We start from the raw sequence: 22,755 nt of genomic DNA, 5'->3' as shown, positions 1-22,755 counted from the left end.
AATGTTCTTTGGGAGGCTATCATGTTTAAACATTTTGCTATTGCAGCCATTGCGGCGGCGACAGTCCTGTCGGCGGCCCCGTCTTTCGCGCAATCACTCGAAATCGGGCCGGGCGGTGTGCGTCTTGTCGAACCGGGTGCCGAGCGGCCCATGCGGCGCGGCATGGATATCAGCGAGCGTGAAGCAGTGCGGATCGCCCGCGCCGAAGGCTTGCGCAACGTGGACAATATAGACCGGACGAGGTCCCGTTTCATCGTGGAGGGGACTGACCGGCGCGGCAATGATGTTCGCGTCAGCGTCGACCGGCGCACGGGCGAAGTGATTTCCGTCGACTAGCCGGCCCTTCGATCGCATCTGACGATTTGTTGACTTGAATTGTTGCCGGTTGGCGGCTAGGACAGCCATGCACAGGACGACCTGTGTCATGGTTGCGCATGGGGACGGCCCCGTTATCTCGATTGAAGGAGATGATGGTGTCCCACACCGGACTGAATTTTTCCTATTTGACTGTCGCCGTTCCAGCCAGCTCTCATCGTCAGACCGGGCGAGGTCTGTAATGGCTGGCCCTATCGAACAATTCGAAATCAAGCCGCTCGTCCGCCTGGCCGAGATCGCGGGCCATGAGATCAGCTTCACCAACGCGTCCGCCTACATGGTCCTGACCGTTGCAGTTTCCAGTGCGTTCCTGATGATTTCCATACGCAAACGCAGGCTCAATCCGGGGCGTCTGCAGTCCACGACGGAGATGCTGTACGAGTTCGTCGCCGGCCTGCTCCGGCAGAATGCGGGCGAACAGGGGATGCGGTTCTTTCCGTTTGTCTTCTCGCTGTTCATGTTCATCCTCGTGGCAAACCTGATCGGCATGTTTCCCTATGCCTTTACGGTGACCAGCCAGATCATTGTCACCTTTGCCCTGGCAATTCTCGTTTTCCTCACGGTCACCATTTACGGCTTCCGGCGGCACGGTTTGAAATTCCTGCGGCTGTTTATGCCGGCTGGCGTGCCGGTTGTGCTCGCACCGGTGATTATCCCCATCGAGATCATCTCCTACCTGTCACGCCCGCTCAGTCATTCGGTGCGCTTGTTTGCGGTGATGCTGGCAGGACACATCACCCTGAAAGTGTTTTCCGGCTTTGTGGCTGATCTGGTTGACGCGGGCGGCGTCGGACTTCTGGCTGCCGTTCTGCCGCTGGCCATGGCCGTCGCCCTGACCGGTCTTGAACTGCTAATGTCCTTCATCCAGGCCTACGTCTTCGCCATGCTGACATGCATGTATCTGAACGACGCGCTTCATCCCGGCCACTGAAACCAACACCCCTGTGAAAGGAACGATCATGGCATGGATCTATCTTGCCCTTGCTGGCCTGTTTGAAGTGATTTGGGCTTCCACAATGAAACAGTCCGATGGTTTCACACGGCTTGTGCCGAGTGTCATCACCATCGTCACGATGATCATCAGCTTCGGCTTGCTCGCCGTGGCGATGAAATCCCTGCCGCTCGGCACCGCCTATGCCATCTGGACGGGCATCGGAGCGGTTGGCGCATTCCTTGTCGGCATATTCTTCCTCGGTGAAGCGGTCACGCTTTTCCGGCTTGCAAGCGTCGGCTTCATCGTTGCGGGACTGATTGGTCTGAAACTATCGACGCTGTAGGCAATGGTGCGGTATCGGTCGCCGGCGTTTCGGTGCGGACGTCAACCGGTGCCTGCACAGTCTTGCCGCGCATGTTCACGATCACAACCCCGGCCAGGATGAGCATGCCGCCGAGGACCGTGCTCATTTTCGGTGGTTCGCCGGCAATGAGCCAGGCGATCAGCATGGCGATGGGGGCAATGAGGTAGAGAAAGTTTCCGGCCCGGGCGACGCCAAACGTGCCGAGCGCATAGGCCCAGCAAACCAGGCCGATTGCGGTGGGAAAAATGCCGAGGAAGCCGATCCAGCCCCGTACGGCAAGCGATGCATTGCCGGTTTGCGCTATGGCCTGCGACAGCCATGGCGAAAGGGCGAGCGCAGCTGATATAAACATGATGGCCGCCACATGCAGGGCACCATAGCGCGAAACCAGCTGGCGCTGCACCGTGAAGCCCGTTGCCGAGCACAACGCAGCGCCGAGCACAAAGGCGGCACCTGAGTTCAGGGTCAGCCCGCCAGCCTGTGCGCTGGCTATCAAGCCAATGCCGATAATGCACAACAGGGTTCCGCCCCAGGCAATGGGCGGAAACCGCTCCTTCAGGAGCACGACGGCGAATGTCGCCATCCAGAGCGATTCAGTCTTGATGAGGAAACTTGCCGCGCCCGCCGCGACGGTTTGCTGTCCGATATTCAGGAGAACGCTGTAACCGGCGCCGCCCACAATGCCACAGCCGGCACAGAGCAGGAGATGCGGCAGCGGCATGCGGGCAGGGCGCTTCCAGACCAGCCATATCGCCGCCAGCAGTGCGGCGATGGCATAGCGGATCGATGCGAGTGGCAAGGGCTCCAGTTGTGTGAGCGCAAGCTTGATTGCGGGAAAAGCTGTCGCCCAGACGAGAATGGTCGTGGAGATAGCCAGGATCGGTAAAAGTGTGGGGCGGGATGAGGTCATGGGGAGACTGTAAAACAGGTTCCAGACTTGACATAGAGTGCTGATATGGCGTGAGCTGTGAGAATGAAGCACAGCTCATATCTTCCGTCCTTCGACGCCATACAGGCGGTTCTGTCGTCCAATCGCACCGGCTCGTTCTCCGGCGCCGCCGATGAACTCGATTTGACGCATGGAGCTATCAGCAGGCGCGTCGCCATTGTCGAGGCATGGGCCGGGACGGCATTGTTCGAACGGCATGGGCGCGGGGTTCGCTTGACGATTGAAGGGCAACGGCTTGTGCGGCTGTTCGAGCAGGCGCTTGACCTGATCGATAGCGGGGCGGCTGAATGGCGGGAGAACCGCCAGCCCGAAACCGTCAGGATCAGTGTCCTGCCGTCCTTCGCGCGGCTGTGGATTTTGCCGAACCTTGTCAAATTGGAAGGCTCTCCACCCGATCTGCGGATCGAACTGGAGCTTGACCGCCGGTACGCGCCGCTCGGCGAGGTCGACGTGGCGATACGCTATGGCCGCGGTGACTGGAGCGATGGTGTGGCCATGCCGCTCTTCGACGAAGTCCTCCTTCCCGTCGCATCGCCCGAACTGGCTCTCGTCTTGGGAGATGAACCTGAGCCAGCCGATATTCTCCGCCATCCCCTGATTCACGACGCTTATCCCGATGCGTGGCGTATCTGGCTGGCCGAGCGCGGGCACCGCTATCGCCCGCGTCCGCAGGATCGCCGCTATCCGGACTATGATCTGGGTTTGCATGCGGCGGCTGCGGGGAGCGGCGTGGCCCTCCTGCGTGCGCCCTATGGCGAGATATTTATCCAAAACGGCAGCCTTGTGCCGATTTCCAGCGCTCCGGTAGCCAGCCAATTGAAATTCCATGCCATCACGGAACGGGGGAGCCAACGGCGTGCCGTCCGCACGCTGCTGGAGCGCATCCGAGGGCTCTCGGCGTCTTGATTGCGCCGTTGACAATCGGACGGTGCTTGGCGAGGCTTGGCCGGAGTGTTCAGATCATGCGAGGACGAACCCATGCCGACAACCATCGCCATCATCGGAGCCGGGGCCATGGGCAGCGCCGTCGGGCAACGCCTGATACAGGGCGGAGCCCGCGTCCTTTCCTTCACCGAAGGGCGAAGCCAGCGGACACTGGACCGCGTCCGGGCGGCGGGCATTGAACCGGCAGCCATCGCCGATATCGCCGGGGCCGACCTGATATTCTCCATTGTTCCACCGGCGGAGGCGGTCGGCGTCGCGCACGGGTTCGCGCCGGTTTTGTCGGCAGCAGGTGCCAAAGGCACTTTCATCGATTTCAACGCGATCAATCCGCATTCGATGCGCGAAGTCGGATCGGTTCTGTCCGGGACCGGGTGGGATATACTCGATGGCGCCATTATCGGCCCGCCGCCGAAACCCGATAATGCAGGACCGAAATTCTATGTGAGCGGCGGTGACGATGGGATTGTCAACCGTCTCAAGGCGCTCGGCCTGCGGACGCACCGCGTCGACGGTTCGATCGGTGCAGCCTCCGCCCTGAAGATGGTCTATGCCGGCATCAACAAGGGACTGGTCGGGCTTGGTACGACCATGCTGCTGGCCGCAGCCGGATCGGGTTCCGCGGCAAGCCTGCACGCCGAGATGGCGGAGAGCATGCCGGAGCTTCTCGCCCGTTTTCAACGCTCAATACCCGATATGTATCCCAAGGCCTATCGATGGGTTGCCGAGATGGAAGAGATCGCCGAATTCCTTGGACCTGACGATCCCGGCGCGGCGCTTTTTCAGGCCATGGCTGAGGTTTTTGCCAGGATGGCCGGTGATCAGAACGGCGATGGACGTCTCGCTTCAACACTGGATGGTGTGCTTGCCGGGAAGTAAGCCGCAAGGCGAATGACACCTGACGGACAGGTGGTCAAGCATTTCAGCCATATCGACAATTTAACACGCCGCACGCCCCATGATGGGTGACAAACGGAAATCCCGATACCATATCTTGAGAAGGACATGGTTCAAGGAGTATTCCGATGCTTTCCGTGTGGCGTGATATCGTCGTTTTCCTGGATGCCTCTCTCCCCGGCGAGAAAGTTGGTGCGCATGCGGCGCGCCTCGCCAAGAAGCATGGGGCTTATCTCGTCGGTGTTTACGGTTTGACGCGGGCCGCCTACGGCTCGGCATCCGAAAATTTTGCGCGTGGGTCGGAAGCAATCCGACAGGTGATCGTTCGCCAAAGAAGCGCTGACGAGAACAAACTGATCAGGTCCGGCCGGCACTTCGCCCGGATAACCGAAGCCGAGGGCGTCGGTTCCGAGTTTCGTGTTGCATGGCAGGACAGGCTTGACGACCAGAACATGGTCCGCGGCCTGAATGCGGACCTCATCGTTGCCGCGCAACCGCCGCTGGGTGATCTTCCGATGAGCTGGTCGGCTGAACAATTGCTCCTTGCAACGGGAATTCCTGTTCTGGTTGTTCCGCGGGAGTGGGATGGAGGGACTATCGGTGACAAGGTGGTAATTGCCTGGAATGGCAGCCGCGAGGCGCGCCGGGCTGTTTACGATGCCATGCCGTTTATCGTGACGGCAAAGCAGGTCACGATACTGGTCATCGAAAACGGTCGCGCTGCGGCCGATTACAATCATGAGCCGGGCGCGGATCTCCTGAGCCATCTGGCTAAGCACGATGTGCCGGCAACCGTTCTCGTCGTTTCGTCAAATGAACCGGTTGCCCACACGATTGTGCGGGAAGCGCGTGGGGTAGGGGCAAATCTGCTGGTCATCGGCGCCTATAGTCACCCGCGCTCCACCGAAATCCTGTTTGGCGGCGTGACGCGATCGCTGTTGTCCAACACCGAACTGCCGATGCTCATATCGCGGTGAGCATGGTGTCAAAGCTACGGCGCTGAAGATGCCATTCTCCTATTTCGGCGTCAGCCGCAGCAGGCGGCCGTTGCTTTCGTCTTCGATCAGCCAGAGCGCGCCGTCCGGTGCCACGGCGACATCGCGGATGCGATGGCCAAGCACCCATCGGTCCGCTTCCCTGGCGCCGCCATTGGCGTCGAAGCTGATCCGCACGAAGCCCTTCTCGACCAATCCGCCGATAAAGGCCGAGCCTTTCCATTGCGGGAAGAGGTCGCCCTGGTAAAATGCCAGGCCGGCGGGAGCGATGACTGGCGTCCAGTAGACAAGAGGAGCTTCGAATTCCGGGCGGGTATCATGGCGCGGGATGGGTGTCCCATTGTAATTGTCGCCGTTGGAGACAATCGGCCAGCCGTAATTCCGTCCCGGCTTCAGGAGGTTGAGCTCATCGCCGCCCTTCGGACCCATTTCATCCAGCCAGAGCCTGCCCTTGGCATCAAAGGCAAGGCCGTAGGGGTTGCGATGCCCCAGGGTCCATATCTGTGCTCTGATGCCGCCTTGCTTGGCCCAGGGATTGTCGGGAGGGGTTGATCCGTCGAGATTGAGCCGCAGCACTTTTCCCAGCGCCTGATCGGGGTCTTGGGCGGTGTCTGGCCGCATGCGATCCCCCGATGTGAGGAACAGGTGCCGACCGTCAGGGGAGAATGCGATGATTCCGCCGGGCTGGCCGCCGCTGCCCTTCGGCATCTGCCGCCAGATGACGTCGAGCCCCTTCAATGCGGCGGTCTTTCCGGCCAGCGAGAGTTCGGCGCGGGCGAGGGCGAGACTGCTGCCGCCAGCGCCCGGTTCCACGTAGGTCAGGTAAATGACGGGTTTCTTTGCAAAATCCGGCGCGACCGCCACGTCGAGCAGGCCGTTCTGGCCGCTATAGGCCACTTTGGGAACGCCGCTTATCTCCGTCTTGCTTCCCTCGCGGCTAACCAGAAAAAGTCGGCCGGGCTTTTCCGTAACAAGCATGCGGCTATCGGGGAGGAAGGCTATGGCCCACGGCGTATCAAAATGCGCGACGGTCGTTGCCGTAAATGGGGTGGTGGTGCTCGGCGCATTCCTGCCCGCATTGACCGATGCGGCAGCCCATGCAATCGAGCTTGAACCGGCAATGCCAAGGATTGCAAGGACGATAGCTGCAGCACGACGACTCATGAAAGCCCTCCAGTGAATGCCGGTTAATGCCTCACGTTGCACATAGGTGTGCTGTCGGCGGCATGCAAGCGCTGGCCAGCGGATAGAGGTTGGCGGCGGCTCAGTCGGCGCGGCGCCAGACCGAGACCTTGCAGATCAATCCGCCAAGGACGCAGCCGGACAGTTCTATGCCCTGGTCCGAAACCTTTGCCTTGCCCGTATAGGTCTGGCCATTTTCGGTGTTGTAGAGGGTTCCGGAATAGGTTCCTTCGCCGTTTGGCTTCAACGTTACGGCCTGAATGCCGACAACAGGCCGGTTGCGCTTGGACGCATCGGGATTTTTCACATCGTTGACGGGCGCGCTCATCCAGACGACCGTGCCGCAAATCCCGGCGCCGCAGTCGCTGAGCCGAACCTTCGTGCGGCCGGTATCATTGACATAGGTTCCGGCGATATCCTGTGTCTCGGCGACGGACTGGCCAGTCAGCGCCGCAAGAAAAAGACACGAGAAAATAGCGTTTCGCACAGTCATCAATGGGTATCTCCTGGCCATCACGGGCCGTTGGGTTTGCAAGCCGGTTAACAACCGTAACCTGCGCACCCTTACAGGACAAGTATGGCATTCCTGTGCACACAGGGCGCGCGGCCGCCGCCACGCGGAGAACAAAAACAATCAGGCGTGCTCTCCGGTCATCCCGGGAGTGCCGCCTGAAAGTATATTCTGTATCAATGGGTTAGAACTGTTCCTTTGCTGGGAACCATATCAGGTGTTGCATCGTCCAGCGCATAATCCTTTTTGCCCGAACCGCCGAGCGCCAGATATATGACCGGCGTCGTAAAGAGCGTGAGGATCTGCGAGACGACAAGTCCGCCGACGATGGCAATGCCAAGCGGCGTGCGCAGTTCCGCGCCGGGGCCGGTGCCGAGCGCCAGGGGCAATGCGCCGAGGAGAGCGGCCATGGTCGTCATCATGATCGGCCGGAAGCGCAGCAGGCAGGCCTGATGGATCGCCTCGGCCGGTGCCAGACCCTGATGGCGCTCGGCTTCCAGGGCAAAGTCGATCATCATGATCGCATTCTTCTTCACGATTCCGATCAGGAGAATGATGCCGATCATCCCGACGATGGACAGGTCCTGGCCGAACAGCAGCAGGGCCAGCAAGGCGCCGAGACCGGCTGAGGGCAGGGTGGATATGATCGTCAGCGGGTGAATGGCACTTTCATAGAGAACGCCGAGCACGATGTAGACCGCTATGACCGCCGCCAGGATGAGCCATGGCTGGGTGCTCAGGGAACTCTGGAAGGCCTGTGCCGTACCCTGGAACGTGCCGGTGACGGTGATCGGGAGCCCCGCCTTCAACTCCGCGGTGTGGATGGCCGTCACCGCGTCGCCGAGGGCTATGTTGGGCTTCAGATTGAAGGAGAGTGTCGTTGCGGGCATTGACCCCTGATGATTGATCGTCACCGGCGACACGGTTGTTTTCACCGATGCCAGCAGGCTCAGCGGAACGAGCTGGTTCAGCGTCGACGAGCGCACGAACAGATGATTGAGTGCATCGGTGGACAGGCTGTAACGCGGGTCAACCTCAAGCACGATGTGGTTCTGGCTGACCTGCGTGAACTGGGTTGCGACCTGACGTTGTCCGAAGGCATCGTAGAGCGTGTCATCGATGGCCTGAACACTTACGCCGAGACGCGATGCGGTGGCACGGTCGATGTTCAGTGTCGCGCTCGTGGCTTCGTTCTGCTTGTCGGAGATCACGTCCTGGACCTCGGGCAATGAACTGAGGGCTTTGGACATGACGGCGGCCCATTTGGTCAGTTCCTCCGTATCCTGAGCCTGAAGCGTATACTGGTATTGCGATGCCGATGAGCGGCCGCCGACCTGAATATCCTGACGTATCCGCATGCCGAGGGTCAGCCCCTCCATGCCCGCGACGGCTTTCTTCAGGCGCGCTATGACCGCCTGGGCGGTGCTGCGCTGGCCGAACGGCTTCAGATTGATCTGGACCTGTCCCACGGCGGTCGAAGGGCTGGGATTGATCCAGTAAGCCACGTTGTCGACGGCCGGATCACGCATGATGATGTCGCCAAGATCCTGCATTTTGACAGACATCGCATCGAAGGAAATATCTGTTGCGGCCTGTGCCTGCGCCTGGATGAAACCCGTATCCTGTTCCGGCAGGAATCCCTTGGGGACGATGACGTAGAGCCACACCGTCAATACGAGGGTGATGCAGGTGACGACGAGCGTGATGTTGTGATGCCGGAGAACGAAATCCAGTCCGCGGCCATAGGCGCGCGTGATCGAATTGAACAGCCGCTCGGACCAGTTGAAGATGCGCCCGTGCGATGTGTGTTTCTCGTCGCGGATCAGCCAGGCGCACAACATCGGCGTGACGGTCAGGGATATCAGGCCGGACATCAGGATCGCGACGCTGACGGTAACGGCAAATTCGCGGAACAGGCGCCCGACGATACCACCCATCAGCAGGATGGGGATGAAAACGGCGACAAGCGATATGGTCATCGAGATGATCGTGAAATTGACTTCACGCGCGCCTTCGATGGCAGCCTGCAGCTTGGATTTTCCGTTTTCGAGGTGGCGCACAATGTTCTCGATGACGACGATGGCATCGTCCACGACAAAGCCGACGGCAATTGTCAGTCCCATCAGCGACAGATTATCCAGACTGTAGCCGAGAAGGTACATGACGCAAAACGTGCCGAGCAGCGACAGCGGGATGGTTATGCTCGGAATGAGCGTTGCCCAAAAGTTTCGCAGAAACGAAAAGATGACCATGACGACGAGCGCGACGGTGATCAGCATCGTGATCTGCACGTCGAACACCGATGCATCGATGATCTGCGTGCGGTCGCCGACGACTGACAGTTTGACGCCAGCTGGCAGCCCGGCTTCCAGTGCGGGCAACCTGGCCTTTATGTTGCTGATGGTTTCGAGAATGTTCGATCCGGCCATTTTGTGCACATCGATCATGACCGAGCGTTTCGTCTGCAGCCATGCGGCCTGCTTGTTGTCTTCAGGCCCTGCGATCACCTTGCCCACATCCTTGAGGTAGATCGGAGCGCCGTTGCGGTAGGCGATGATGGTGTTGCGGTAGGTCGGAACATCGACGATCTGGTCCGTGGCATCGAGAACCGTGGTGCGGCCGTCGCCGCTGATCGAGCCTTTGGGTGTATTCACTGTCTGGCTGCCAACGATGCTGCGGACATCCTCCAGGGTGAGCCCGCGCGCGGCCAGTTTGTCCGGGTCGATCTGAATGCGCACGGAAGGACGCTGCGGTCCGTGAAAATCCACGAGCCCCACACCGTTCATCTGCGATACCTGCTGCGCAACGATGTCTTCGGCGTAGTGGTCGAGTTCGGTGAGCGGAAGACGGTCGGAGGTCAAGGCCAGCGTGAGCACCGTGGCTTCGGCGGGGTTGGATTTATGATAGGTGGGAGGGCTTGGCAGGCTCTTGGGCAGGCTGCCAGCCGCCGCGCCGATGGCCGCCTGGATATCCTGCGCCGCGGCGTTGATGTCCCGCGACAGATCGAATTCAATGGTGATGTTGGTTCGGCCCGAAGAACTGGTCGAGGTCATCTGATTGACCCCGGAAACATTGGAGAGCTGGTTTTCCAGTGGCGTGGCGACCGACGTGGCCATGGTGTTGGCACTGGCGCCGGGAAGGGTGGCTTCCACCTGAATGGTTGGAAAGTCCACCTGGGGCAGCGAGGCGACGGGAAGCATGAAGTAAGCGACCGCGCCAAGAAGCATCATTCCCAGTGCAAGTAGGCATGTTCCCACGCGGCGGCGGATGAATACCTCGGAGATGCTCATGGCTTTGTCTCCGCTGCGCTTGCAACATTCGGCTTGGCGTTCTTTGCCGAAATCGAAGCGCCGTCGCTCAGGCGGGATTGTCCGCTGACGACGATGTCCTGTTCCGGCCCGAGACCGGACTTCAAGGCGGTAAATCCGCCCGCAGTCACACCCGCTTCGACGGAAACGGTCGCCACCTTGTTATCGGGCTTCACAACGAAGACGTACGGTCCGCTCTGCCCGTTCTGGATCGCCGAGGCGGGAGCGGCGACAACGTTGCGGTCCGTTCGTGTCACCACCCGCGCCGTCACCAGCTCGCCGGGCCACAGGCTCAGGTTTTCGTTGGGAAAGGTGGCCTTCAGCTTGATCATGCCGGTATTCTGGTCCACCTGGCTGTCAATGGCGGTGATCTTGCCGTCAGCAAGATGCTGCCGTCCGTCACGGCTGTCGACGGCGACCGTCAGCTCGCCGCTGTTCTGGCTGGCCAGGAGGTCGGGAAGGTCGTCCTGCTGCAGTGAGAACTGGACTGCAATCGGTTTCATCTTGGTGATGGTCACGAGACCCGCGGCGTCCGATACATGAAGCATCGAGCCTTCGTCGACCAGCTTCAGGCCGGTGCGGCCGCTCACCGGTGCAGTGATCGTCGCAAATTCCAGATTGAGTTTGGCGGCATCGATGGCGGCCTGATCGCCGGCAATCGTTGCTTCCAGAATAGCCACCTGACCTTTGGCGGTATCGGCGATCTGGACTGCACCATAGCCCGAACTCGATAGCTTGGACGCGCGGTCATAATCGGCCTTTGCAACGATCAGCTGGGCACTGTCCTTGGCCAGCGTGGATTGGGCACGGGCGAGTTCGGCTTCATAAGGGCGCGGATCAATCCGGGCCAGCACGTCGCCGGCTTTGACATCCTGACCTTCCTGAACGGCCAGATTGAGCAGCTGGCCGTCGACCTTGGTTCGCACCGTCACGGTGGACAGCGCTGTCACGGTGCCGAGGGCAGAACGCTCAATCGATAGATCGCGAATGTCGGTTTTCCCGGTGGTGACGGGGATAGCAGTCGGCGCGGCGGCTAATTTTACCGGGTGACCGTTAAGGGACGACCAATAGTGCTGTCCGGCGAAACCGGCTGCGGCCAGCACGACAAGGCCGCCGATCACAAAAAACCGGCGGCGGCTGCGGCCACCCGGCTTCGGCTCGGCGGGCTCGTTCAGATGACCATCGTCCTGACGGAATTCATTGGGGCCGCGGTTCAGCATGGGCACGCACCAAGATAGGCAACGGCGCAATCAACCGATGGCGAGCGTGCCGCGTGAGCAACACATGACGGCCCATGGGGTCGTTTTCGGTCAAAGTGCCCGATAGGCCAGAACCGGCAAGGGTTCTGTACAGAAACAACAGCGTCTAATTCCATCTTTGGCACCACCGAGGCAAGAAAATGCGGCAATCAATTTTGCTGCTGCCCCGATAATGGATGCCTGGTCATGCTCTCGACTTCGCGCGAACATGAAATGTATTTTAGAAAGTGCGCACTGGGTACCGTGTGAGGTCAATCGCCGCCGAGCGCCTGGTCTTCCGGCATCCGCCCGATGAGATAACCGGCACCGGCGATGGTATGCAGAATGGACTCTTCGAAACCGGAGTTCAGCTTCTTCCGCAACCGGTGAATATGCATGTCGACGATGTTGCCCTTCGGCTCGAAATCATAATCCCACGCCGCCTCGAGCAGCATGGACCGGGTGACGACCGCATTGGCATGCTGCATGAGCGTGCGCAGAAGAAGAAATTCGCGGTTCTGCAGGTCAATGGGGGAACCGGCGCGCGCGGCCTGCCGCTTCTTCACGTCCAGAGTCAAATCTCCGACGCTCAGTATATCGGCCCCAGCCGTCCGGTCGTTTCGTCGCTGCAATGCCTGGACTCGGGCAAGAATTTCCGAAAATGCATAGGGCTTGCCGAGATAGTCATCGCAACCGCTGCGCAATCCCTCAATCCTGTCCTTGGCGGTGGCGATGCCGCTGAGCATCAGCACCGGCAGGTTGATCTTCAGCCGGCGCAGTTCCGCAACGACGGCCAGGCCGTCCAGGCCCGGAAGGATGCGGTCAATGATGGCCACGTCGTAAATGCCCTCCATTGCAAGGGTCAGCCCGAGTTCGCCGCCCGCAGCATGATCGGCCACGTGGCCGCTTTCGTTCAGGCCGCGCGTCAGGAAGCGCGCCGTCTTTTTGTCATCTTCGACGATCAGTATTCGCATGGATGACGTTTCCATTTATAAAATGCATTTAATGTTTTGGCGAAGTCGCATCAGGGTCGCACCAATTATGGTGTATAGCAAAGGCCCGCCTCTCAGATTCAATCTCAATTGGGCGTTTTCATGGAGGTGACGTGTCGACAATTCTTGTAATCGAGGATGATGTCCGGACAGCGTCCGAAATCGAAGCGGCGCTGATCGACAATGGCTGCGCTGTCAAAATAGCCGCCGATGGCCGAGCGGGGCTGCTCGAAGCCGTGACGGGCAAATATGATGCCATCGTTCTTGACCGCATGCTGCCGGGAGAACTGGATGGGCTGGGCGTCCTGTCGACCCTGAGAGCTGCCGGCATCCACACGCCGGTGCTGATCCTGAGTGCGCTTTCCGCCGTGGACGAGCGGGTCAGGGGATTGAAGGCAGGGGGTGATGACTACCTGACCAAGCCGTTCGAATTCCTGGAGTTGACGGCACGCATCGACGTGCTGGCACGGCGGCGGTCGGTCGCCATGCCGGAAACGTCGCTTCGCGCCGGTGATCTGGAAGCCGATCTCCTGACCCATACCGTGAAGCGGGCCGGAAAACTCATCGATCTCCTGCCAAGAGAGTACCGGTTGCTGGAATACATGATGCGCCATGCGGGCCAGATCGTGACCCGTACAATGCTGTTTGAAGAAGTCTGGCACTATCGTTATGACGAGCCGACGAATGTCATCGACGTCCATGTCAGCAAGCTTCGCAAGAAGATCGAAGCCACCGGAGCGGTGGCGGTGATCAGAACAGTCCGCGGCTCGGGATATGTGCTTGATGCGCCTGATTGAACTCGTACACACAACAAGTTTCCGGCTGGCTATCGCTTTTCTGGTTCTCTTCGCTGTCGCGTCAGGGGCGCTGTTTGCCTTTCTTTCATGGGAAACCCGCGACTTTCTGACAGACCGCACGGATGAGTGGCTGCTGCGGGAGGTCACTACCTTTTCCCCGCTTGACGATCAGGCCATCACGTCGCGATTGGCGACGAGGGAATCCGTGAACGCCGTCAAGGAACGCCCGATTTCCTTGTTCGACTCGCACGGTGTGCTTCTTGCAGGCAGCCCGATGACTTTGCCTGCAGCGGACAAGACCAAACCAGATCCCCACAATTTCGCGACGTTGAGGGCTGGCAAACGTGCGCATTTCCGCGGGGTTATGAGATCATTGCCATCCGGCAACACGCTTCTCATTGCGCAGGATGTCGGGGAGCTGCGCGAATTCAATGATGTCCTCACCAACGCCATGATCCTGGGCGCTGCCGTGACGGCAGCCCTGGGCTTGCTCGGTGCGGCGTTTATCGGTGCCGGTTCCGTCAGGCAGATCCACACGATTTCAGATGCGACCCGCACCATCATGAGCGGAGATCTGACACAGCGGCTGCCCGCCCTGGGCGGCAGCGGCGATGTGCGCCGGCTGGTGAAGGTCGTCAATTCGATGCTCGACGAGATCGAGCGGCTGATGCACGAAGTGAAAGGGGTTTGTGACAATATCGCGCACGATATGCGGACCCCGCTGACGCGCATGCTGGCAGGACTTGAGCGCGCCCGCCGCAGGGCGGTTACGGCAGATGATTATGCCGAATATGTCGATGGCGCGATTGTGGAAACGCAATCAATGTTGAAGACGTTCAGCGCGCTCCTGCGTATTTCGGAGATTGAAGACGGTGCGCGCCGGGCAGGGTTTGTGCCGGTGGATATGAAAACCGTCGTATCGGATGCGGTGGACCTGTACGAGCCGCTTGCCGAGGAGCGCGGGGTCGAACTGTCCGTTGATTTCGGTACGGTTCCCCTCAGCATTCTCGGCGATCCAAGCCTGCTGTTTGAAGCCGTCGGCAATCTTGTCGACAACGCCATCAAATTCACGCCGCGTGGCGGTGCCGTCAAAGTCACCCTCGACGGACATCTGAAGCGGCCGCGGCTTTCAGTGGAAGACACCGGCCCCGGCATTCCCCCACAGGAAAAGGAACTGGTGCTGCAGCGGTTTCACCGGGGTGAAAGAAGCCGCCATGAACCGGGCAACGGGCTTGGCTTGAGCCTCGTGGCGGCGATCGCGCGCCTGCATGGCATCGACTTGAGCCTTGGGGAGCAGAAAACCGGCTGCAACGTCATACTGGAGTTCAACAGCCATGAGCAGGGGCGCACGCCGGGGCAGGTTCAGCCGGCGTCATAATCCTTGATCCGGCCAAAGCTATAACCCCGGACCTTCAGTCCTGTAATCAGCGCTTTCAGATTGTCCGCACCGTTGAACGTGTCCTGAAACATCTCGTCATGCATCAGAAGTATCAGCTTGTTGGGCTGGGCCAGTTTGCCGAAGCCGAAAAGATGATCGATTTCACCGAGCAAATGATCGACGGTCTGGACGGGTTTGCCGCTGTTCTCATGCACCCATTCATGGTCCCAACCGTAGAGAAAATAACCGCTCGCCGCGACAAATTCGAAGTCCGGTTCTTCACGCCGGTCTTCCGGCTTGCCAATCGATAAATCGTCCGATGACAGGTCGGGAAGGCGGAAGACATTGCGTCCCGGCAGACGCGCATGGATTGGGTTGCCGGTCAGCCCCAGCGCCGTGTTGGCGCGCGCCAGGTCGGCCAGCAACTCCTCAACGGAGGAATAGAAAAGGCGGTAGTGATTGTTCGCATGGGTGTAGCTGTGGTTGCCCACCGTGATGAAGGGTATCGACTTGGCCTTTGTCACCAATGCTGCCCGCTCGCTGCTCGCGTCGGCATGCAAGCCCACCATGAACATCGTGGCCGGAACGTTTTGCGCTTGAATGACGTCCAGGATGTTCGACGTTCCCTCAAGCGGGCCATCGTCGAAGGTAAGGTATATCGTTCGTTGTGCGAAAGCAGCGGACGAGAATATGCATAGGATCAGGCACAGAAATACGGTCCGCATGGGTTTCTCTGAAACGGCAGCAAAGTACAATGTGATTGCTTTCAGCAATTAGTACGGGGATTTGTTTCATGCGGGGCAGGAGACTGTCAAGCGAGACACCAGCGCATATCAAACGAGCCGTCAGAACTTGCTTGACATGTTGAAGCTGAAGTTCTGCACCTGGTCTCCATCGACTTTCAGCACCGGAATGGCGTAGTCAAACCGGAGGGGCCCGAATGGCGATGCCCACATGATGCCGGCGCCAACGGAAGCGCGCCATTGCATGTCCGTATTGGTGGCGTAGGCATTGTCACTGCCGAACAAGGTGGCGACATCGGAAAAGACAGCGCCCCTGATTCCAACGCTTTCGGGTATCAAAGGCACGGGGAATTGGGTTTCGGCGGTTGCATTGACGTAGGTCGTGCCGCCGACGAAGCTGCCGTCCGCATCGGTAACGCGGGAGTCGCGGGGGCCGATTCCGGCATAGCTGAAGCCGCGGATCATGTCGCTGCTGCTCTGGAACGTATCAAAGACGCTCAGCCCGTTGTTGCCGAGCTCCTTGATGTAACCGCCGCCGACGCGAACCAGACCGACAATATCCTGCTGTGCCGACAGCGTCTTGTAGAAGCTGCTTTTGAAGGTGGTTTTGAGAAAGCTGGCATCGCCGCCAAGCCCGGCCGCCTCCTGTTCGAATTTCGCGTAGAGGCCGTCATGCGGGTTTTTTGCATCATCGATGGTGTTGTAGACAAGTGACCAACTGACCGACGACTTGATCCACGTTCCCCGACTGGCGGCATCGATATAGGCTTGCGACACCAGTGTCGGGTCAGGAACGCCGCTTGCGGTCAGGGCCGCATCATCGATCGTTATTTTCTGCTGCGACAGGTTGTATGCCACGCCAGCGGTGAGATCCGTGCTGATCGGCAGGCCGAACCGGATCGATCCGCCCGTTGTGTCCGTCAGGTATTTGTCGGTTACACCGGACTGCCGCTTGTAGATATCAAAGCCGGCTGAAATGCGCTGGCCGAGGAAATAGGGCTCGGTGAAGGACAGGGCATAGGACTGATAATTCTGGCTGTTGAAGAGCGTTGTGCCAGCCGACAGGCGCAGATACTGACCGCGCCCGAGAAAGTTCTTCTCGGTGATCGAGCCCTCAACCGAGGGACCGGACTGATCCCCGCTGGTGGTGTAGCCGCCGCCGATCGAAAAATCGCCGGATGATTTCTCGACGACATCGACGATGAGCACGACCTGATCGGGCTGTGAGCCGGGTGTCGTAGAGATATTGACGCTCTGGAAAAAGTCGAGCCGCTCCAGGCGCTTCTTGGCGCGCTGGATCAGAACCTGATTGAACGCGTCGCCTTCGCTCACATCGAATTCACGGCGGATGACGTAATCCCGGGTTTTCGCGTTACCGCGGATTTCAATACGTTCGAGATAGGCACGCGGACCCTGGTCGATGTTGTAGACGACCGAAATCGTGTGGTTCTGGAAGTTGCGATCACCGCGCGGGTCGATCTTGGCAAAGGCATATCCCTGGCCGGCAACCTGCTCTGACAGCTTGCTGACGGAATCCTCGACTTCCCTGGCGTTGTAGGTCGTACCCTGCGCTGTGCGCACCAAACCGCCAAGTTTCGATGTATCGACACCGTCGACCGAACTCTGGATCTCGACACCGCCGAACGTGTACTTCTCGCCTTCGTCGACCGTAACGGTGATCGTATATTCATTGGTTGCCGCATCGAGATTGGCCGTCGATGAAATCACGCGGAAATCCGCATAGCCGTGCTCGTAGTAGAACCGCTGCAGGATTTCTTCATCCGCCCGCATGCGCTCTTCGCTGTAGACGTCATTGCGCGTCAGCCAGGACAGGAAATTGGATCGGCGTGTCGTCATCAAATCGCGCAACCGGCGCGTGTTGAAAGCGCGGTTGCCGACAAACACGATGTTGGCGATCTTGGTGCGGTCGCCTTCGTTGATGTCGAAGACAACGTTGACGCGGCCGCCATCCAGATTCATGAGGCGCGAACTGACCGTCGCATCATTGCGGCCGATATTGTGATAAGCGGCGCGGACAGCCTCGGTGTCGGCATCGAGCGTCTGCTGATCAAACGGGCTGCGCGGCTTCAGCTTTACCGCTTGGGCAAGCTGCGTATCCTTGATCTTCTTGTTGCCCTGAAAAATGACCTGATTGACAATCTGGTGTTCAGACACCGTCACAATCAGCGCGCCGCCGGACTGGGTGATGCGCACATCGCTGAACAAGCCGGTATTGAACAGCCGTTTGGTTGCCGCATCGATATCGGTGCTGGAAAATGGCTTGCCCGGCGTGATGCCGAGATTGTCCTTGACCGTTTGGGCATCCACCTGGGCATTCCCGCGCACGTCGATGCGGCTGACGGTTGCCGCCTGCGCCGCCGTCGTCCCCGCGACCGTCGCAATCATCGCTGCCGAATTTATCAGAACCGCTGAAATGGCGAGCGCCGACGCTGCACCAGTGAATTTTGAACTTGCCGCCATCAACTATCCAAACTCTGTCTTGTCATTCCGGGAAGGGCACTCAAGAATTGCGGCAACCGGATGCGCGCGTTGGGCTCGAGATTCCCTGCGGGCGATGTCCAAAATCAGTCCGTATTGTCTCGAACTTTTGCTGCGGGCGGCCGTTTTGTAATCGAACATTGCTGGTGGTCAGGCTGAACCGGAAACAGTGTTGGCGCGGTGCAGCGAAAATCCTATGGACGGATGGCCGCGCTCATCTTCTGGAATGCGGATTGAAACCCCTGCAGTGCGAACGGGAAATGCATGGCTTCGCCGGATCTGAGTATGATCGCGATGTCGACCTGTGCGCTGGTTTGCAGCAACGCCAATTGCTGCTGATTGAAACGGATATCGGCAACACATCCTTCCGGTATGCACGACATCAGGGGGAATTGCAGGGATGCTGCGCCAATGCGGATGGTGATGCCTTCCTGCAGCAGGAAGCCGGATGGCAGCATCACGTGCCCGCGCACGCCGTTTTCATCAATGCCGTTGATCTGCAACAGTATTTTGCCGTCGGGCACCCGATTGTCCACAAGGGTCTGCGACAGGAAACAATCATTCCCGGCCTCCATTGCCTGGCAAAGCAGCGACCAGTTCTGGAATGTTTCCTCCTGCGACGGCGACAACAACTTGACGGTGAGCGGATCCCGCGGGCTCGCATGAGCCTGTCTGGGTCCCGATGCCTGCCTGCGCTCGCTGAGCACCTGATCAAGCAGGGGTTTGTTGTCGACACCCGCTTGAGCGGACATCGGCAACAGTCCGGCAAGAGCGAAGACGAGGCAGGCGCCGCGCATGAATCTCGCACTGTTCCGGCATGGGTGATCTGGCGTCATGGCGTTCCGCAAATCGCTTTGCGCCGCATTCGAGCGGCCCGTTTAACCTGTACGGGCAACGGCTGGACCCTGTCGGTCCAACGGTGGCCTGCCGGTCAAAAGTTGCAGGATATGATGTTGAGAATGCGTTCCGCCGGTTTCAGAAGATTTCTGGCCGTCGCGGTTTGGTTAACCAGTGTTTCCCGTACCGCTGGCCAACCTAAACTTGCGGACGCGTTTCGGCGGTGAACAGGATGGTCTGGAGAAGACCCGACGGTTCGCGGTTGGCAATGGTGACCGTACCGCCGAAACGCTCGATGATCTCCTTGGCGATTGCCAGCCCGAGACCGGCGCCAAGCACGGTCTTGCGCCGCGAACGGTCCGCGCGGAAAAATGGTTCAAACACCTTGTCCAGAAGTTCGGACGGAATTCCGGGCCCATTGTCGCTGATGGTGATCACAGCCGCTTGCTGCCGCTGTTCCATGGCGATGTCAGCACCATTGCCATGGGTTGCGCCATTGATGATGAGATTGCGCAAGGCCCGCTTCAGCGCCAGCGGGCTCGCCGCAATCGACAGCGGCGCAAGGTTCTGGACATTCACCTTCATGTCCAGACCGGAAAGTTCGTCGGCTATCTCCCGCAGGGTCAGATCGAGCCGCGTGCTTGCGAATGTATCCCGGACTGTTTCCTCACGAACGAGACTGATCGCGCTGTCGGCGATATTGCTGAGTTCCTCCAGGTCATTCAGCCATTTCTGGCGGTCGGGATCATCCGGCAGGAATTCGGCGCGCAGCCGCATGCGGGTCATTGGGGTGCGCATGTCGTGACCGGCCGCCGCAATCAGCCTCATGCGGCTTTCCGTGGCGGTTTTCAGCCTCTCCGACAGCCGGTTGATCGTCTGTGCCGTGGCGCGGACTTCCTGCGAACCGGTCTCCGGAACATGGGGCAGGGTCCCGTCAGCGCTGACCGCCGTCACCGCATTGTCCAGGAGCAGAAGCGGCCTGGTGATTTTCGATGCGGCAAAGATGGATACGGCGGTGCTGCCCAGGGTGATGAGGGTTATCCATGCCGTCAGTATCCACCACATGCGCGGTGTCATATCCGGAACATCGACAACCAGCCACATGCCTGTCCGCAGCCTGACCGAAGCGGCAAGGCCCTGCTGCCCGGCATTGCGGGTGACGATGACTGTCCGGGTAAGCCCGGCTTGGGCAAGCTCGCGCATGAACATGCCGGACAACCGCCTGTCGTCAAAGCCGGGGGCCTGCATGGGTTGTATTGCAAATTCCTGCGACGCCGCGCTGGCCGGACTTGCCTCGATCATGCGGATGACGGGACTGATCTTCTGGATTACCGGCGACAGCACGGCTTCGGGCGGAGGCCCGCGCAGCACGGTCACAGCTGTCAGCGTGGCCAGAAGCACCACGGTGACAATCGCCAGAAACAGCAGAAGGGCGATCCGGTTGCGCAGGGAGTTCATGGTTCGGCGGCAATGCGTTTGACGGGAACAGTCAGTTGATAGCCGCCGTTGCGCACGGTCTTGAACAAGGGACGCTGCTCGCAGTCGCCGAGTTTCTTGCGCAGGCGGCTCATCAGGACATCGATGGACCGGTCGAGCGGATCGCGGTCACGCCCCTGTGTCAGATCAAGCAGCTGGTCGCGTGACAGCAGTTTTCCCGCTCTTTCCAGGAAAACCTTCAAGAGGTCGAATTCCGCGCCGGTCAGATCGACCGCACTATCCGACGGACCAAGCACCCGGCGCAATCGCGGCTCGACGACAAAGCCGGCAAATTCGAACGTGCTGATTTCTTCCGTGGCGGGCTTGTCACCGTTTGACCGGCGCAGCACTGCCTTGATCCGGGCGGTCAGCTCACGCGGGTTGAATGGTTTGCTCATATAATCATCGGCACCGATTTCGAGGCCGATGATCCGATCGACGTCTTCCTTGAGCGCGGTCAGCAAGATGATCGGAACCTGCTGCCTCTGGCTGCGCATGACCCGGCAGATATCGAGACCGGATCCGTCAGGCAGAAGGACATCGAGCACAAGCAGGTCCGGGCTGCGCTCGGCGAAGAGCGCATCGAACTCGCGCCGGTTGGCGGCCACTGAGACGCGGAAACCCTGCTCCCTCAGATAGCGCCCGAGAAGCGAACGGATTTCGGCATCGTCATCGACGACCATGATATGGGCTGCAGTTTGCATCGCTCAACGCATTTCTAATCGCATCGCCGTTCCTAACGGTTTTTCCAAAGGCCCGGCAGAACAATTTTGTAACGAAACATTGCCGGGTATGCGCCTGTTTACGTTCGGTTACAAAAATAAGGCCGCGAGCAAGTTTCCGAAATGATTGAGACGGATTTCCGACGCCCGCGCGTTTCATGTTCCAGCAGCAAGACTTTCCCCTGATACGAGGTGACGAATGACACATACGGTTCTGACGGCGGGATTGGCCGCAGTGATGGTACTTGGCCTGTCAACGGGCTTGAGCGGGGCGGGCCCGATGGCTCTTCCGGATAATGTGATCCCGGATAAAACCGTTGCCCGCATATCCTTCACCCAGCTCGCCCGGTCCATTCTCGGCGACGATGACGATTACAACGGCGAGAATGCGTGCGGCGGGGAGCAGACAGACAAGTCGGCTGTCCCTGAGCATAGTCGCGAGCGGCATGTGGGGCCGCCGAAGGATGGCGCCTTTCCCCTGGCAAGCTGGCTGTCGGCCCAGGAGACCATCGTCGGTATCCAGAGTGCGCAACTGGATGCCTGGAGACGCTATACGTCGACGCTCCTGGCGTTTGTCGATCGGTCGCCGTCTGGTCGCGGCACTGATTCCTTGCCGGAAAAACCAAGAGACGAACCCGGCAAGCCGCATGAAAGGCCACCATTGACGGCGGATCGCATGGCGGACCTTGCGATAGAGCGCGGTGCGAAAGCACAAACGTTCAAGCAAGCCAGAACGGCATTGCTTGAGGTGCTGACGCCGGATCAGCAGGCGATGTTTCTCGATTCCGAGCGGAAACACCCGTGGGCGCCGCATCGTGTGCCGCCGCGGGCGCAATGAGCCGTTTTCCCGGGGCAGCGCCCGATTTTCATAGGATGTTTGCAAATGGACGGCACAGATGGACGCTAATCTGATTTTGACGTTTTGCGGTCTGGCGATTGCCTTTCTTAAAACGGCGTGCGCGCCCTACGTCTGGTCGGGGCTGGGTGTCTTGCGCATCCGCAGCAAGCGTGCGGATGCGGAGCTCGGCACCGGGACATCCAAAGTCAGGACATAGGCGTCCTTGGCGATCGCGTTGCAGCGTCAACCACGCCGGGCTGCCTCGATTGCCGCGACGTCGATTTTCTTCATGCCCATCATTGCATCGAACGCGCGCTTTGCTTCGCCGCCGCCAGCCACCAGCGCGTCGGTCAGCACGCGCGGCGTAATCTGCCAGGAAATCCCCCACTTGTCTTTGCACCAGCCGCAGGCGCTTTCCTCGCCGCCATTGCCAACGATGGCATTCCAGTAGCGGTCGGTTTCCTCCTGATCGTCGGTGGCGATCTGGAACGAGAAGGCTTCGTTATGCTTGAACACAGGGCCCCCGTTGAGACCGAGACAAGGAATGCCGGCAACCGTGAAATCGACCGTCAACACATCGCCCTGTTTGCCGGATGGGTAGTCGCTGGGTGAACGAAACACGGCACGCACCGTGCTGTCAGGAAACACCCCGGCGTAGAAGCGGGCGGCTTCCTCGGCATCCTTATCGAACCAGAGACAAATCGTATTCTTTGCCATTGCGTGATCCTTTCGCTGTGGAACTAAGTTTTCTGTCTTGTTTGAGCCTTCCATGCGCATA

22 protein-coding genes are annotated in these 22,755 nt (G+C 59.6%); 10 read left to right on the top strand and 12 right to left on the bottom strand.

Annotation, left to right across the window (positions count from 1 at the left end; genetic code table 11):
* The first annotated feature begins 21 nt into the window (after nucleotides 1–21).
* The 3 genes from ACZ5FP_RS14130 to sugE all read left to right on the top strand — a co-directional run bounded on the left by ACZ5FP_RS14130 (nucleotide 22) and on the right by sugE (nucleotide 1,652).
* The gene (locus ACZ5FP_RS14130; protein ID WP_288193173.1) at nucleotides 22–336 is read left to right on the top strand and encodes a PepSY domain-containing protein; all 315 of its coding nucleotides are present in this window, start codon (nucleotides 22–24) and stop codon (nucleotides 334–336) included.
* Nucleotides 337–556: 220 nt separating this feature from the next.
* Nucleotides 557–1,306, top strand: coding sequence for a F0F1 ATP synthase subunit A (locus ACZ5FP_RS14125; RefSeq protein WP_464660857.1), 750 nt, complete (start codon nucleotides 557–559; stop codon nucleotides 1,304–1,306).
* 28 nt (nucleotides 1,307–1,334) lie between these two features.
* On the top strand, nucleotides 1,335–1,652 hold the full coding sequence (gene sugE / locus ACZ5FP_RS14120; RefSeq protein ID WP_223613041.1) for a quaternary ammonium compound efflux SMR transporter SugE: 318 nt from the start codon (nucleotides 1,335–1,337) through the stop codon (nucleotides 1,650–1,652).
* Here the strand turns inward: sugE and ACZ5FP_RS14115 are convergent.
* On the bottom strand, nucleotides 1,609–2,583 hold the full coding sequence (locus tag ACZ5FP_RS14115) for a DMT family transporter (RefSeq protein WP_464660855.1): 975 nt from the start codon (nucleotides 2,581–2,583) through the stop codon (nucleotides 1,609–1,611). The two genes, sugE and ACZ5FP_RS14115, sit on opposite strands and share 44 nt — an antisense overlap.
* Before the next feature lie 63 nt (nucleotides 2,584–2,646).
* On the opposite strand from ACZ5FP_RS14115, the gene ACZ5FP_RS14110 reads away from it, so the two are divergent.
* The 3 genes from ACZ5FP_RS14110 to ACZ5FP_RS14100 all read left to right on the top strand — a co-directional run bounded on the left by ACZ5FP_RS14110 (nucleotide 2,647) and on the right by ACZ5FP_RS14100 (nucleotide 5,438).
* Nucleotides 2,647–3,528 carry a LysR substrate-binding domain-containing protein gene (locus ACZ5FP_RS14110; RefSeq protein ID WP_464660853.1) on the top strand — a complete coding sequence of 294 codons (882 nt, stop codon included), beginning with the start codon at nucleotides 2,647–2,649 and terminating at the stop codon, nucleotides 3,526–3,528.
* 72 nt (nucleotides 3,529–3,600) lie between these two features.
* Nucleotides 3,601–4,443 carry an NAD(P)-dependent oxidoreductase gene (locus ACZ5FP_RS14105; protein WP_464660851.1) on the top strand — a complete coding sequence of 281 codons (843 nt, stop codon included), beginning with the start codon at nucleotides 3,601–3,603 and terminating at the stop codon, nucleotides 4,441–4,443.
* A gap of 146 nt (nucleotides 4,444–4,589) precedes the next feature.
* The gene (locus ACZ5FP_RS14100) at nucleotides 4,590–5,438 is read left to right on the top strand and encodes a universal stress protein (protein WP_464660849.1); all 849 of its coding nucleotides are present in this window, start codon (nucleotides 4,590–4,592) and stop codon (nucleotides 5,436–5,438) included.
* A 39-nt stretch (nucleotides 5,439–5,477) separates the two neighbouring features.
* Here ACZ5FP_RS14100 and ACZ5FP_RS14095 read toward each other — a convergent pair whose 3' ends face one another.
* The 5 genes from ACZ5FP_RS14095 to ACZ5FP_RS14075 form a co-directional block, all read right to left on the bottom strand.
* A complete protein-coding gene (locus ACZ5FP_RS14095; protein ID WP_464660847.1) occupies nucleotides 5,478–6,620 on the bottom strand; it encodes a PQQ-dependent sugar dehydrogenase in 1,143 nt (380 codons plus the stop codon).
* A gap of 100 nt (nucleotides 6,621–6,720) precedes the next feature.
* A complete protein-coding gene (locus ACZ5FP_RS14090; RefSeq protein ID WP_223613047.1) occupies nucleotides 6,721–7,131 on the bottom strand; it encodes a DUF2147 domain-containing protein in 411 nt (136 codons plus the stop codon).
* A 194-nt stretch (nucleotides 7,132–7,325) separates the two neighbouring features.
* Nucleotides 7,326–10,439 carry an efflux RND transporter permease subunit gene (locus ACZ5FP_RS14085; protein ID WP_464660846.1) on the bottom strand — a complete coding sequence of 1,038 codons (3,114 nt, stop codon included), beginning with the start codon at nucleotides 10,437–10,439 and terminating at the stop codon, nucleotides 7,326–7,328.
* Nucleotides 10,436–11,677, bottom strand: coding sequence for an efflux RND transporter periplasmic adaptor subunit (locus ACZ5FP_RS14080; protein WP_464660845.1), 1,242 nt, complete (start codon nucleotides 11,675–11,677; stop codon nucleotides 10,436–10,438). The genes ACZ5FP_RS14085 and ACZ5FP_RS14080 overlap by 4 nt, the downstream gene beginning before the upstream one ends.
* Before the next feature lie 290 nt (nucleotides 11,678–11,967).
* Nucleotides 11,968–12,669 carry a response regulator transcription factor gene (locus ACZ5FP_RS14075; protein WP_464660843.1) on the bottom strand — a complete coding sequence of 234 codons (702 nt, stop codon included), beginning with the start codon at nucleotides 12,667–12,669 and terminating at the stop codon, nucleotides 11,968–11,970.
* A gap of 131 nt (nucleotides 12,670–12,800) precedes the next feature.
* Here ACZ5FP_RS14075 and ACZ5FP_RS14070 point away from each other — a divergent pair, with 131 nt between their 5' ends.
* Nucleotides 12,801–13,484 carry a response regulator transcription factor gene (locus ACZ5FP_RS14070; protein WP_464660842.1) on the top strand — a complete coding sequence of 228 codons (684 nt, stop codon included), beginning with the start codon at nucleotides 12,801–12,803 and terminating at the stop codon, nucleotides 13,482–13,484.
* Nucleotides 13,471–14,862 (top strand): sensor histidine kinase, encoded by a 1,392-nt coding sequence (locus ACZ5FP_RS14065; RefSeq protein WP_464660840.1) that lies wholly within the window; start codon nucleotides 13,471–13,473, stop codon nucleotides 14,860–14,862. The genes ACZ5FP_RS14070 and ACZ5FP_RS14065 overlap by 14 nt, the downstream gene beginning before the upstream one ends.
* Here the strand turns inward: ACZ5FP_RS14065 and ACZ5FP_RS14060 are convergent.
* The 5 genes from ACZ5FP_RS14060 to ACZ5FP_RS14040 all read right to left on the bottom strand — a co-directional run bounded on the left by ACZ5FP_RS14060 (nucleotide 14,847) and on the right by ACZ5FP_RS14040 (nucleotide 21,121).
* Nucleotides 14,847–15,587 (bottom strand): polysaccharide deacetylase family protein, encoded by a 741-nt coding sequence (locus ACZ5FP_RS14060; protein ID WP_464660838.1) that lies wholly within the window; start codon nucleotides 15,585–15,587, stop codon nucleotides 14,847–14,849. The two genes, ACZ5FP_RS14065 and ACZ5FP_RS14060, sit on opposite strands and share 16 nt — an antisense overlap.
* Before the next feature lie 120 nt (nucleotides 15,588–15,707).
* On the bottom strand, nucleotides 15,708–18,086 hold the full coding sequence (gene bamA, locus ACZ5FP_RS14055; RefSeq protein ID WP_464660836.1) for an outer membrane protein assembly factor BamA: 2,379 nt from the start codon (nucleotides 18,084–18,086) through the stop codon (nucleotides 15,708–15,710).
* Nucleotides 18,087–18,298: 212 nt separating this feature from the next.
* A complete protein-coding gene (locus ACZ5FP_RS14050) occupies nucleotides 18,299–18,901 on the bottom strand; it encodes an invasion associated locus B family protein (RefSeq protein ID WP_464660834.1) in 603 nt (200 codons plus the stop codon).
* A gap of 238 nt (nucleotides 18,902–19,139) precedes the next feature.
* Nucleotides 19,140–20,399 (bottom strand): ATP-binding protein, encoded by a 1,260-nt coding sequence (locus ACZ5FP_RS14045; protein WP_464660832.1) that lies wholly within the window; start codon nucleotides 20,397–20,399, stop codon nucleotides 19,140–19,142.
* Entirely contained in the window at nucleotides 20,396–21,121 is a 726-nt protein-coding gene (locus ACZ5FP_RS14040) for a response regulator (RefSeq protein WP_464660830.1), read from the bottom strand. The genes ACZ5FP_RS14045 and ACZ5FP_RS14040 overlap by 4 nt, the downstream gene beginning before the upstream one ends.
* 217 nt (nucleotides 21,122–21,338) lie before the next feature.
* Between ACZ5FP_RS14040 and ACZ5FP_RS14035 the strand changes: the two genes are divergently transcribed.
* Both ACZ5FP_RS14035 and ACZ5FP_RS14030 read left to right on the top strand, forming a co-directional pair.
* Nucleotides 21,339–21,977 (top strand): hypothetical protein, encoded by a 639-nt coding sequence (locus ACZ5FP_RS14035; RefSeq protein ID WP_464660828.1) that lies wholly within the window; start codon nucleotides 21,339–21,341, stop codon nucleotides 21,975–21,977.
* Between the two features lie 58 nt (nucleotides 21,978–22,035).
* The gene (locus ACZ5FP_RS14030) at nucleotides 22,036–22,194 is read left to right on the top strand and encodes a hypothetical protein (protein ID WP_464660826.1); all 159 of its coding nucleotides are present in this window, start codon (nucleotides 22,036–22,038) and stop codon (nucleotides 22,192–22,194) included.
* A 26-nt stretch (nucleotides 22,195–22,220) separates the two neighbouring features.
* On the opposite strand, the gene ACZ5FP_RS14025 is transcribed toward ACZ5FP_RS14030, so the two are convergent.
* Nucleotides 22,221–22,694 carry a VOC family protein gene (locus ACZ5FP_RS14025; protein WP_346306597.1) on the bottom strand — a complete coding sequence of 158 codons (474 nt, stop codon included), beginning with the start codon at nucleotides 22,692–22,694 and terminating at the stop codon, nucleotides 22,221–22,223.
* Nucleotides 22,695–22,755 lie beyond the last annotated feature (61 nt).

This window comes from Phyllobacterium sp. T2-21 (assembly GCF_055378485.1).
This window is presented reverse-complemented; position numbering and strand designations above follow the sequence as displayed.

Coding starts and splice junctions, on each gene's coding strand:
- ACZ5FP_RS14025 (WP_346306597.1), bottom strand. CDS start 22,694: ATGGCAAAGAATACGATTTGTCTCTGGTTCGATAAGGATGCCGAGGAA.
- bamA (WP_464660836.1), bottom strand. CDS start 18,086: ATGGCGGCAAGTTCAAAATTCACTGGTGCAGCGTCGGCGCTCGCCATT.
- ACZ5FP_RS14060 (WP_464660838.1), bottom strand. CDS start 15,587: ATGCGGACCGTATTTCTGTGCCTGATCCTATGCATATTCTCGTCCGCT.
- ACZ5FP_RS14095 (WP_464660847.1), bottom strand. CDS start 6,620: ATGAGTCGTCGTGCTGCAGCTATCGTCCTTGCAATCCTTGGCATTGCC.
- ACZ5FP_RS14085 (WP_464660846.1), bottom strand. CDS start 10,439: ATGAGCATCTCCGAGGTATTCATCCGCCGCCGCGTGGGAACATGCCTA.
- ACZ5FP_RS14110 (WP_464660853.1), top strand. CDS start 2,647: ATGAAGCACAGCTCATATCTTCCGTCCTTCGACGCCATACAGGCGGTT.
- ACZ5FP_RS14105 (WP_464660851.1), top strand. CDS start 3,601: ATGCCGACAACCATCGCCATCATCGGAGCCGGGGCCATGGGCAGCGCC.
- ACZ5FP_RS14080 (WP_464660845.1), bottom strand. CDS start 11,677: ATGCTGAACCGCGGCCCCAATGAATTCCGTCAGGACGATGGTCATCTG.
- ACZ5FP_RS14035 (WP_464660828.1), top strand. CDS start 21,339: ATGACACATACGGTTCTGACGGCGGGATTGGCCGCAGTGATGGTACTT.
- ACZ5FP_RS14125 (WP_464660857.1), top strand. CDS start 557: ATGGCTGGCCCTATCGAACAATTCGAAATCAAGCCGCTCGTCCGCCTG.
- ACZ5FP_RS14075 (WP_464660843.1), bottom strand. CDS start 12,669: ATGCGAATACTGATCGTCGAAGATGACAAAAAGACGGCGCGCTTCCTG.
- ACZ5FP_RS14050 (WP_464660834.1), bottom strand. CDS start 18,901: ATGCGCGGCGCCTGCCTCGTCTTCGCTCTTGCCGGACTGTTGCCGATG.
- ACZ5FP_RS14090 (WP_223613047.1), bottom strand. CDS start 7,131: ATGACTGTGCGAAACGCTATTTTCTCGTGTCTTTTTCTTGCGGCGCTG.
- ACZ5FP_RS14065 (WP_464660840.1), top strand. CDS start 13,471: ATGCGCCTGATTGAACTCGTACACACAACAAGTTTCCGGCTGGCTATC.
- ACZ5FP_RS14045 (WP_464660832.1), bottom strand. CDS start 20,399: ATGAACTCCCTGCGCAACCGGATCGCCCTTCTGCTGTTTCTGGCGATT.
- ACZ5FP_RS14030 (WP_464660826.1), top strand. CDS start 22,036: ATGGACGCTAATCTGATTTTGACGTTTTGCGGTCTGGCGATTGCCTTT.
- ACZ5FP_RS14040 (WP_464660830.1), bottom strand. CDS start 21,121: ATGCAAACTGCAGCCCATATCATGGTCGTCGATGACGATGCCGAAATC.
- ACZ5FP_RS14130 (WP_288193173.1), top strand. CDS start 22: ATGTTTAAACATTTTGCTATTGCAGCCATTGCGGCGGCGACAGTCCTG.
- sugE (WP_223613041.1), top strand. CDS start 1,335: ATGGCATGGATCTATCTTGCCCTTGCTGGCCTGTTTGAAGTGATTTGG.
- ACZ5FP_RS14115 (WP_464660855.1), bottom strand. CDS start 2,583: ATGACCTCATCCCGCCCCACACTTTTACCGATCCTGGCTATCTCCACG.
- ACZ5FP_RS14100 (WP_464660849.1), top strand. CDS start 4,590: ATGCTTTCCGTGTGGCGTGATATCGTCGTTTTCCTGGATGCCTCTCTC.